Consider the following 8,884-nt stretch of genomic DNA (forward strand, 5'->3'; position numbering starts at 1 on the left):
ATGATCAATTCCCTCTCTGGTCGATTGCTGATCCTGACGATTGTCTTTGTCATGCTGGCAGAGGTACTGATCTTTGTGCCATCGATCGCCCGGTTTCGGGAAGATTATATGCTGAACCGTTTGGAACGGGCGCAGATTGCATCATTGGCGCTGTTGGCAGACGACATGCTGGATCCCGCGCTCGAGACAGAACTGCTGAACAATGCCGAGGTGTTCAACGTGGTGTTGCGCCGCGATGAAGTGCGGCAGTTGATGTTGTCATCTGATATGCCGCAATCCATCTCTGCAACCTTTGATCTGCGCGATGCGACCGCGATGTCGCTGATCAAAGACGCAATGATGCGGCTCTTTCGTCCAGAAAACGATGTGATCCGGGTGATTGGGGCACCTGTGCGGGAGGCCGGTTTGCTGATCGAGGTGACGATGGAGACCGCCCCAATGCGGATGGCCATGCTGGACTACGGCAAGCGGATTCTAGCGCTCTCTGCGGCGATCTCTGTCTTCACCGCGTTTTTGTTGTTCGGTGCGATGCGGGTGTTCTTGGTCAAACCAATCAAGGGCGTTGTGGGGCATATGCAGAACTATGCAGAGGCACCTGAAGACGCGCGGCGCATCATTACCCCCAGTGCAGGGGTGACCGAGTTGCGCGAGGCAGAGGAAGCGCTGAAGAAGTTGCAAACAGATCTCACCCAGGCGCTTAAGCAAAAAGAGCGGCTGGCGCAGCTGGGGTCCGCCGTGAGCAAGATCAGCCATGATTTGCGCAACATCCTGACCTCGGCGCAGCTGTTTACCGACCGCATCGAGATGTCAGAGGATCCAGCGGTCAAGCGTATGGCACCCAAGCTGGTGGGGTCCATCACCCGTGCGGTGCATTTGTGCGAATCCACTCTGGCCTTTGGCAGAGCCGAAGAACCGGGACCGACCCTCACCATGGTCCATATGGCCGAATTGATCGGTGATGTGATCGAAGGCGAAAAACTGGCCGCCAGAGAGCACGTCATCGACTTTGCCACGGATATCCCAGAGCAGTTGTTGGTCCGCGCTGATCCCGAGCAAATGTACCGCGTTTTGTCCAATCTGGTGCGTAATGCGCGACAGGCAATCATGGCAACCGGCCAGCCCGGACAGATCACTATTCAAGCATTTGACACGGACGCCGCATGGCAGATCACCGTTAGGGACACCGGTCCGGGACTGCCAGCAAAAGCGCGGGCGCATCTGTTTACGCCATTTCAGGGTGGTGCGCGCAAAGGGGGATCCGGGCTGGGCCTTGCCATTGCCTCAGAACTTGTGAAAGGCCATGGTGGCACCCTTTCTCTGGGCACAACCGACGCATCTGGCACGCAATTTATCATCACTCTGCCAAAGGGCGACGGTACCGTGTGATCTGGGCAAGCGAAAATCGAGCTGACGGCAAACAGGGGCTTGCAAACCGCACCCCATCCCACTAAACCGCCCGGCAGTGGACCGATAGCTCAGCTGGATAGAGTACCTGACTACGAATCAGGGGGTCGGGGGTTCGAATCCTCCTCGGTCCGCCAATGAGAACCACCAAACAATTGATCGTATGAGATAATTGGATCTGGATATTTTCACCCCACCAGTTTTCCCACCACAAGTCATTTACTTACGCATCATTTCTTCTTTCCGCCCTACTGATGGGCATAACTCTATGGAAGGAATAAGAAATGCAGTTAAATGAATTCTATACGATCATGGGCGAACTCGATGCCGGATCACGCGCCAAGATACTCGCGCAGCTTGAAGCGGGTAATCTCGGTCAAGACAGTCACAGTGAATGGCTGGTCAATTGGCGCAAGGCCAGTGAGGCCGCGTGTGACGCGCCGGACGATTCAGAAGAAGAGGCAATGCAGCATGACGCAGCGCAGGCATTGAGCATACTTCTTGCAACAACACCGGCGACAAACGCGCAAGATCTTATCGCTCAGATCGAATGGTTTAAAGAAGACATGGGGCAATACGTTTTCGGGAACGCGGCACCCGCCCACGATAAGATATTCGATACGTTATTAAAAAGCGTACGGAACATTGGCGGCGAAGCAGCGGGTTAGCACCAGAGATCAAGGGTGGGGTCCGTTCCAGATAGGATCGACCCCGCCCCACCCCCTTCATCTCTGAGCGATACTGGACCCTGCCCCCAAAAACGCAGCGCGCGTAGTGTAGTCCACGCCCCATCCCTCTCTCGAATGACCTCTTTGTTTTAAATTTTTTGACCTAAGAATTGTTGGGTCCAGAGTCTGGAAAGAGCCCGAAACAGACAAGCAGTGCCTTTGTACAAAGCTTGTAGCCGACTTTGGAGCCTGAGGTGATTTTTCGCGCTCCACAAAACCCCATTCACATGCAAACGATCAGCTGCCGCCTTTAACCTCAATGTAAATTTCAATCGGCTCGATCACCGTGTGTTGGACCTTACTCGCAGCGGCCTCCGATGATTGGAAGGTGGTCTTCATCTTATCAAGGCCTACGTTATCGAAGATAATTGATACCCGATCTTGGTCAGTATGCTTGAACACCCGGTGGCCCGAACAGAAGCGAGAGAACGTTTTTGTGCGAACTTCTCCTCCGCCCAACCAAGTGTCCATGTTACCAACCGCATGCGTTACGACAACCGGAGTCATTTCTATTCCTCCTGTTTCTGCCGAGCTTTGTGTATGCGTCGGCAGACTCCATTGTAACAGGTTTGATGGAATATCCCAAAAGTCGCAGGAGTACGTTCTGTCCGCACTGCGGCCATTCGATCAAATTTGGCGTGGTGCGATCCTGACCAAAGTAGTCAGATGTCCGCTCAGAGCCCATCAGCGACTATGGACATCGTTCTGACCAATGTCCGCTTTCGCGAACTGTCAACGGATTTTCAGAGTGCAAACTTTTATCCCTGCTCAGCAGCTCAATGGATTGAAAGGGCGATCTATCGTAGACTTTGGCAATGGAACGTCGACTTGCAGCGATTCTTGCCGCCGATGTAGTTGGCTATACACGCCTGATGGGTGCAGACGAGCATGCGGTACTGGAAGCGCTCAAAGCGTTGCGCTCAGAAATATTCGATCCGCTGGTCGAGAAACATCATGGCCGAATTGTCAAGCTGATGGGTGACGGTGCCCTTGTGGAGTTTGCTTCGGTTGTTGATGCGGTAAATTGCGCGGCCGAGATTCAATGGGGTCTGGCGGAGCGGAACGCCAAACTGCCGCCTGAACAACGGCTTGAACTTCGCATCGGCGTCAATCTTGGAGACGTGATGATTGATGGCGATGATCTTTACGGCGACGGTGTCAATATAGCGGCGCGGCTCGAGGCGGCATCAGAGCCGGGCGATGTCTACGTATCCGATGTGGTCGCGGCCCAGGCTGCTGGCAAGGCAGTGGTTGGCTTCGAATACCTCGGTGAACGCAGGCTGAAGAACATTTCCGGACTTGTGAAGATCTACCGGTTGAGTTCCGACAGTGCGGTCAAAATTCACCGACCGATCTCCAGGAGACGCGGAGCAGGCGCGACGGTCGGCGGAACGCTCCTCCTCGTAGCGGCCATCGTTGCCTGGCAGATCATGGACAGACCTGATGCCGACAAGACGGTTGCCTTCGACGAAGACGCCATGTTGGCCAGGCCCACAGGCCCGACGATTGCTGTTCTGGCGTTCGATAATCTGAGCGGAGATCCCTCGAAAAACTATTTGTCCAACGGCATCAGCGAAGACGTGATCATTGAATTGGGGCACTATCGCGATCTCAATGTATTGTCGCGACACACCACCTTCGCCTTCCGGGGCCAGCACCAAGATGTTCGCAAGATCGGTGAAACGTTAAATGCTGATTTCGTACTGGAGGGAACAGTAAGACAAGCTGGTGATCGTCTTCGTGTAACCGCGCGTCTGATTGACACCCAAAGTCGCGCGCAGGTCTGGTCGGAGCTATTCGATGACGATCTCACAGCCGTCAACTTGTTCGACGTGCAATCTCGGATCACTGAACGCGTCGCGGTAGCCATCGGCGACACGCGTGGCGCTGTAAGGCGCACACACGAGCAGCGCGCACGGGCAAAACCGCCGGAACATCTGTCATCTTATGAATGCACCATGTTCTATGACGACTTGTATGACAGGCCGGACGTGCAAGAACGGGTCTACAACTGCATTGAACGCGTCATCCAAGAGGAGCCGAATTACTGGCGCGCCTGGGCGCAACTAGCCGAAGCACTGCGCGTAGACCTGAGCTTTTTCAACAATCGCTATGAAGGCAGTTATGCGGAAAAACTCGACCGAGCGTTGTCAGCAGCCAAAAAGTCCAAGGCGTTGAACCCTGACTCGGCGCGTGTCCGGCTCGTACTGGGTATTCTTCTGTTGATGAATGGAGATCGCGTCGGTTTTTTTGCCGAAGCGGAAGATGCGCTCGCGATCGGGGGCGACCGAAGCGTAGAAGCGGAATTCGGCTACTGGCTAGTCTGGACCGGTCGCTTCGAACTTGGGGCGGCGCTCCTGCAGCGGGCCATCGACCTCGATCCGGGGTCGACCGTAAAAGACTGGCATCAAGCTCTTGCGGAATACCATTTTCACAAGGGTGACTACGAACGCGCGCTTGCAGAGGCAAAAAAGGGTGTGCTGTTGGACTATTGGTGGTCGATGGTTCCCGAAGTCGTAGCTCTCGCCAAGCTCGGTCGAACCGATGATCTTGAACGCGCCCGTAAACGACTTGAAGCCGCGCGTCCCGGTGTGAAAGTTGCAGATATCGTTTGGGTCTATCGCCGTTACCAGCGACCTGACGCTCTAATTGTGCCTTTTGTCGAGATGCTCCGAACGGCTGGATTTCCGGAAGGCAAATACCGCACGCTGGATCCCAAGGATTCTGGTTGATCGATTATTGCATTCAAACAACCAAAGCACTCGGAATTTTTGTCATTAATTAGCCCGAAAGCAGACGGCCAATTATGTTACTCAGACGTCAGCTTCGTCCGCATTACAGACCTTCACACTGAAAAATGAACTCAGTCGCCATCTTCCGGCGTGACATCTACCGGCTCCAGATCCGGATAGCTGAACCCACCGAATACATGCCTGTGAAAATGATCGCCCTGCACTTTCTGAACAGGGGATATCCCATCGACGCCTGCAACCCACTTGCTGGCGTCTAGCTTTACGCGTTCGTTGGTTGATGCCACCGAAAGGTGATTGATGCGCATGTAGGCGGCCTGTGAGGCGTTGTCTCGCACATCCTTTACGCGCTGGTTGAACAGCCTCAACACGTGGGCCTTGCGCATTTTCCTCACGGCTGTGTCACGGGTGATATTGGCGCGCTCAGCGGCAACATGGACCGGCAGGCCCTCTGAGGCCATGAGCTCAATGCATTTGCGCATCTCGTCGCTAATACGAACACGGGTTTTCTTGGGGGTCGCCGGCACTTTATCGGTCATGGGAAAGCTACAATGTTGTTGGCATATCCGCTTTGTGGCGCGCCATGTTCTTGGCGTAAGGATTGGAGACGCGGCGATCTATTGCACGGGCCGTAGCCTGTGGAAGTCTTGACGCTGCCAGAGTGATTTCTAGCCCGACAGTTTCTGCCCATAGCCTGAGGGTTGGAAACTGGGCTGTTCTGGCAAATGATTCCAGTTTGTTTATATGGCCATCTGCGAGACCGGCGGCCGCGTTGATATCTTCCTGAGATAATCCAAGCGCGCGCCGCTTTTTTACCAGTTCACCGACAAGGGATTTGTACTGGTCATAAACCTTCTTTGCGTACTGCTTGTCGTGATCGAGCGTGCACGGATCTGGTGCGGGGCCAAGTTTTCCAAGATCGACGGAATGAGTACCTTGGGCGAACGTATCGAACGCGCCCTTCCGATTGTTCAAGCACTACGTCCACGAGGGAGGCATCTCCACACCGTTAGTCGCCCATTGGCCCAAAGGTTTCACGCCTCGCACGAATGCACACGCTGCCTGCCATGTTGTCGATATCCTGCCCACGATACTGGAGGCCACAGGATGCGCCTACCAAAACGAAGTTGGCGGGCATGAAATCCAGCCAATACAGGGCGAGTCGTTGATGGATTTGTTTAAGGGAGACGAATGGGAACGCGATCAGCCCATTTTATGGGAGCATGAAGGTAATGCTGCCGTGCGGTTGGGCCAGTTCAAGCTTGTCCGGCAGTATGGTCAGGCTTGGGAGCTGTACGACATGGAAGCGGACCGAACCGAATTGCGTAATCTTGCAGGTATGAACCCCAAGTTGGAAGCTGAAATGGCGGCGCAATATGCTGATTGGGCGACCAAAATTGGCGTGATGGAATGGGATGAGGCACTGCCCAGGTTATTAGCCGCTTGGAACATGGAATCCGTTGATGGATAATTTCCTGCCGTCCTCAGAGTTTTGATATACGAGCGGCAGCAAAGTCCCGCCAGCCGACCTACATGCTCTTAAGGAAACGGGACAGAAAGTTTCGAAACCGGTATGTAAAATGACCAAATTAACGACCTGTTTTATTCGGTTAGATTGAGGGAAAATCTGTTTTAAGCCCTTACCTAAGAATGATGCGGGGGGGGTGAATGCCAGCTTTCAGTTTTGCGCGACCATTCGCTAGACTGATCGCAGCTCTATCCCAAATCGGCAAAATGAAAGGCGGCGCATGAATAATCTCACGACTGCACCCACCCTGACGACCACGCGGTTGGTGTTGCGCGGACCCGAACGGGATGATTTGCCTGCATTGACCCGTTTCATGACCAGTGCCCCGTCGATGGTAGCGCAGGCAGAGACGGTCACAGCGGAACAGGCCTGGTTCGGGTTTCTGACTGGTATTGGCCACTGGCATTGGCACGGCTTCGGCTTCTTTATTGTCGTTGAACAAAGCACGGGTGATCCCGTTGGCCGGGTCGGCGTGATCAAGCACTCAAACTGGCCGGATGTAGAGCTGGCATGGCATCTGTTTGAAGGCGCGGAGGGAAAAGGCTTTGCCACGGAAGCGGCGTTCGCCGTCAAGAAGTGGGCCTGTGAGGACTTGGGGTTAGATAGGCTATATAGTTACATAGACTGCGGAAATACGCGGTCACAGGCTGTGGCAAAGAGGCTTGGGGCGGTCACGGACGGAACGCGGGCGAGCCATGAACCTGAGGCGGAGGTGTGGGTGCACTCAAACGAAATCGACAGCACGTCTCAAAAAGCCTGAAACACCGGGGCCGGCGTTGGGGCCCGCGCCGGGGAACGTGCAAAACTGCACAAGCGGCGTCATGGCCGGCGGAATTTTCAAATTCGGTCGTTCGCACGTCTCTGGTGAAAGACCGAATTACAAAGCACTGCGGCCAGAAAAACCTCCAAACGAAAAAAAGCCGCCCCCGAGGGAGCGGCTTTGATCACGAACTGGTCGGATATCAACCCTGACGGGCTTTGAATCGACGCTGTGTTTTGTTGATCACGTAAACACGGCCCTTGCGACGCACAACGCGGCAATCACGGTGCCGGTTTTTGAGCGAGCGGAGCGAATTGCGAACTTTCATGTTCTTATCCTTCCATCTGTGGCCCCGCCTTATCAGTAAAGACAAGGACCAGCGCCGGGTTACGGGCGACCCTGCGGCATGCAGGGCCAATGAAACAGGTGGTGGGCGATACTGGGATCGAACCAGTGACCCCTTCGATGTCAACGAAGTGCTCTACCGCTGAGCTAATCACCCACTTATATAGCGCGAAACCCTTTGCCCCAAACAAAATGGGGCGCGAGATGCCGCGCCGGTTCCGGTGCTATAAAAGGAGTCGTGGATATGATCAAGGGCTTTTGGCAATTGCGAAATATGCGCTAAGGTAGTGGCGAGAGGGACGCTCATGCCGATGTCAGCTTATCAAGTACTGCACCCGGACCAAAACAGGTCTTGCGTGGTGTTCGCATCACCCCATTCGGGGTGCGATTATCCGTGGTCGTTCCTGCGCACAACGGTGTTGGATGAGCATGCGATTAGATCGTCAGAGGATGCCTTTGTTGACCGGCTTTTTGAATGCGTCCCACAATTTGGGGCTCCTTTTATCCGGGCCGGCGCGCCACGCGCCTATGTCGACCTGAACAGGTCCTGTGAGGAACTTGATCCTGCATTGATCGAAGGGGTGGGCAGGCAGGGCCATAACCCGCGGGTTGCCTCCGGTCTTGGGGTGGTGCCGCGTGTGGTGGCCAATGGTCGGGCGATTTATCGCGGCAAGATGAGCCGCAGCGAGGCAGAGCATCGCATCCAGAATTTCTGGCACCCCTATCATAAAAAGCTGCAAGAGCTTTTGGACGCGGCGCAGCAACGACACGGTCAGGCGGTTCTGATTGACTGCCATTCAATGCCACATGAGGCGATGGATGGCGTGGTGCGATCGGGTATGCGCAGACCGGATGTGGTACTTGGAGATCGCTTTGGGGCCGCTGCCAGTGGTGACGTTGTTGACCGCGTGGAGGCGGCATTTGCTGCGGCAGGGTTTACCGTGACCCGCAACACGCCATTTGCGGGGGCCTACATCACTCAGGCCTATGGTCGCCCGTCGCGGGGACAGCACGCTGTTCAGGTAGAAATTGACCGATCCCTTTACATGAACGAAGCATTGATCCGCCCGAACGGCAATTACGACGCCGTGCGGGCCGCGCTGCGTCAGGTGGTGGCCGAAATCGCAACAATCGGCCAAGGGCGTGTGCCTCTGGCCGCCGAGTAGCGTTTGTCTGGTGCATTTTCCTGCGCGCGCCTATCGCAGGGCGCGGCCCTTTACGATTGCTTTGTTCCCGAATCGGGTGCGAATTGCATCGGTTGCGCGTTCCGCCTTGCTGCGCTTTTCTGCGTTTGGATCCAGCAAATCCCCGGCAAGGTCGGCACCTTCGGGGCTGCTGAGATCGGAAATGCCGCAGCCGATCAACCGGT

General features: G+C 55.1%; 10 protein-coding genes, 2 tRNA genes and 1 pseudogene. 7 read left to right on the forward strand and 6 right to left on the reverse strand.

The window, feature by feature from the left end; genetic code table 11:
* The 3 genes from ACEWL3_RS17530 to ACEWL3_RS17540 all read left to right on the forward strand — a co-directional run bounded on the left by ACEWL3_RS17530 (position 1) and on the right by ACEWL3_RS17540 (position 2,072).
* Entirely contained in the window at positions 1-1,386 is a 1,386-nt protein-coding gene (locus tag ACEWL3_RS17530) for a sensor histidine kinase (RefSeq protein WP_386184369.1), read from the forward strand.
* Positions 1,387-1,464: 78 nt separating this feature from the next.
* Positions 1,465-1,541: transfer RNA gene (locus ACEWL3_RS17535), tRNA-Arg, on the forward strand.
* 147 nt (positions 1,542-1,688) lie between these two features.
* The gene (locus tag ACEWL3_RS17540) at positions 1,689-2,072 is read left to right on the forward strand and encodes a hypothetical protein (RefSeq protein WP_386184367.1); all 384 of its coding nucleotides are present in this window, start codon (positions 1,689-1,691) and stop codon (positions 2,070-2,072) included.
* Between the two features lie 297 nt (positions 2,073-2,369).
* On the opposite strand, the gene ACEWL3_RS17545 is transcribed toward ACEWL3_RS17540, so the two are convergent.
* Positions 2,370-2,639: a hypothetical protein gene (locus ACEWL3_RS17545; protein WP_386184365.1), complete on the reverse strand. Its 270-nt coding sequence runs from the start codon at positions 2,637-2,639 to the stop codon at positions 2,370-2,372.
* A gap of 308 nt (positions 2,640-2,947) precedes the next feature.
* Between ACEWL3_RS17545 and ACEWL3_RS17550 the strand changes: the two genes are divergently transcribed.
* The gene (locus tag ACEWL3_RS17550; RefSeq protein WP_386184362.1) at positions 2,948-4,864 is read left to right on the forward strand and encodes an adenylate/guanylate cyclase domain-containing protein; all 1,917 of its coding nucleotides are present in this window, start codon (positions 2,948-2,950) and stop codon (positions 4,862-4,864) included.
* Between the two features lie 131 nt (positions 4,865-4,995).
* Here ACEWL3_RS17550 and ACEWL3_RS17555 read toward each other — a convergent pair whose 3' ends face one another.
* Both ACEWL3_RS17555 and ACEWL3_RS17560 read right to left on the reverse strand, forming a co-directional pair.
* A complete protein-coding gene (locus tag ACEWL3_RS17555) occupies positions 4,996-5,421 on the reverse strand; it encodes a hypothetical protein (RefSeq protein ID WP_386184359.1) in 426 nt (141 codons plus the stop codon).
* Between the two features lie 7 nt (positions 5,422-5,428).
* Positions 5,429-5,857 (reverse strand): helix-turn-helix domain-containing protein, encoded by a 429-nt coding sequence (locus ACEWL3_RS17560; protein WP_386184357.1) that lies wholly within the window; start codon positions 5,855-5,857, stop codon positions 5,429-5,431.
* On the opposite strand from ACEWL3_RS17560, the gene ACEWL3_RS17565 reads away from it, so the two are divergent.
* Positions 5,850-6,353, forward strand: a complete 504-nt coding sequence (locus ACEWL3_RS17565) for a sulfatase/phosphatase domain-containing protein (protein ID WP_386184354.1) — start codon at positions 5,850-5,852, stop codon at positions 6,351-6,353. The two genes, ACEWL3_RS17560 and ACEWL3_RS17565, sit on opposite strands and share 8 nt — an antisense overlap.
* A gap of 277 nt (positions 6,354-6,630) precedes the next feature.
* Positions 6,631-7,170: a GNAT family N-acetyltransferase gene (locus ACEWL3_RS17570; protein WP_386184351.1), complete on the forward strand. Its 540-nt coding sequence runs from the start codon at positions 6,631-6,633 to the stop codon at positions 7,168-7,170.
* A 202-nt stretch (positions 7,171-7,372) separates the two neighbouring features.
* On the opposite strand, the gene ykgO is transcribed toward ACEWL3_RS17570, so the two are convergent.
* Both ykgO and ACEWL3_RS17580 read right to left on the reverse strand, forming a co-directional pair.
* Entirely contained in the window at positions 7,373-7,498 is a 126-nt protein-coding gene (ykgO, locus tag ACEWL3_RS17575; RefSeq protein WP_005850168.1) for a type B 50S ribosomal protein L36, read from the reverse strand.
* A 99-nt stretch (positions 7,499-7,597) separates the two neighbouring features.
* Positions 7,598-7,672, reverse strand: a tRNA-Val gene (locus tag ACEWL3_RS17580).
* Between the two features lie 148 nt (positions 7,673-7,820).
* On the opposite strand from ACEWL3_RS17580, the gene ACEWL3_RS17585 reads away from it, so the two are divergent.
* Complete coding sequence (locus tag ACEWL3_RS17585; protein WP_386184349.1) at positions 7,821-8,681, forward strand: N-formylglutamate amidohydrolase; 861 nt, start codon at positions 7,821-7,823, stop codon at positions 8,679-8,681.
* Positions 8,682-8,711: 30 nt separating this feature from the next.
* Here the strand turns inward: ACEWL3_RS17585 and ACEWL3_RS17590 are convergent.
* Positions 8,712-8,884: pseudogene (locus tag ACEWL3_RS17590) on the reverse strand (DNA polymerase IV); the annotation flags it as partial.

Origin of the sequence: Sulfitobacter sediminivivens, from assembly GCF_042611115.2 — a bacterium.
Taxonomy (GTDB): Bacteria; Pseudomonadota; Alphaproteobacteria; order Rhodobacterales; family Rhodobacteraceae; genus Sulfitobacter; species Sulfitobacter sediminivivens.

What these genes read in the sequence shown, in the direction of transcription:
- ACEWL3_RS17530 (WP_386184369.1), top strand. Translation starts at nt 1, where the DNA reads ATGATCAATTCCCTCTCTGGTCGATTGCTGATCCTGACGATTGTCTTT.
- ACEWL3_RS17540 (WP_386184367.1), top strand. Translation starts at nt 1,689, where the DNA reads ATGCAGTTAAATGAATTCTATACGATCATGGGCGAACTCGATGCCGGA.
- ACEWL3_RS17545 (WP_386184365.1), bottom strand. Translation starts at nt 2,639, where the DNA reads ATGACTCCGGTTGTCGTAACGCATGCGGTTGGTAACATGGACACTTGG.
- ACEWL3_RS17550 (WP_386184362.1), top strand. Translation starts at nt 2,948, where the DNA reads ATGGAACGTCGACTTGCAGCGATTCTTGCCGCCGATGTAGTTGGCTAT.
- ACEWL3_RS17555 (WP_386184359.1), bottom strand. Translation starts at nt 5,421, where the DNA reads ATGACCGATAAAGTGCCGGCGACCCCCAAGAAAACCCGTGTTCGTATT.
- ACEWL3_RS17570 (WP_386184351.1), top strand. Translation starts at nt 6,631, where the DNA reads ATGAATAATCTCACGACTGCACCCACCCTGACGACCACGCGGTTGGTG.
- ykgO (WP_005850168.1), bottom strand. Translation starts at nt 7,498, where the DNA reads ATGAAAGTTCGCAATTCGCTCCGCTCGCTCAAAAACCGGCACCGTGAT.
- ACEWL3_RS17585 (WP_386184349.1), top strand. Translation starts at nt 7,821, where the DNA reads ATGCCGATGTCAGCTTATCAAGTACTGCACCCGGACCAAAACAGGTCT.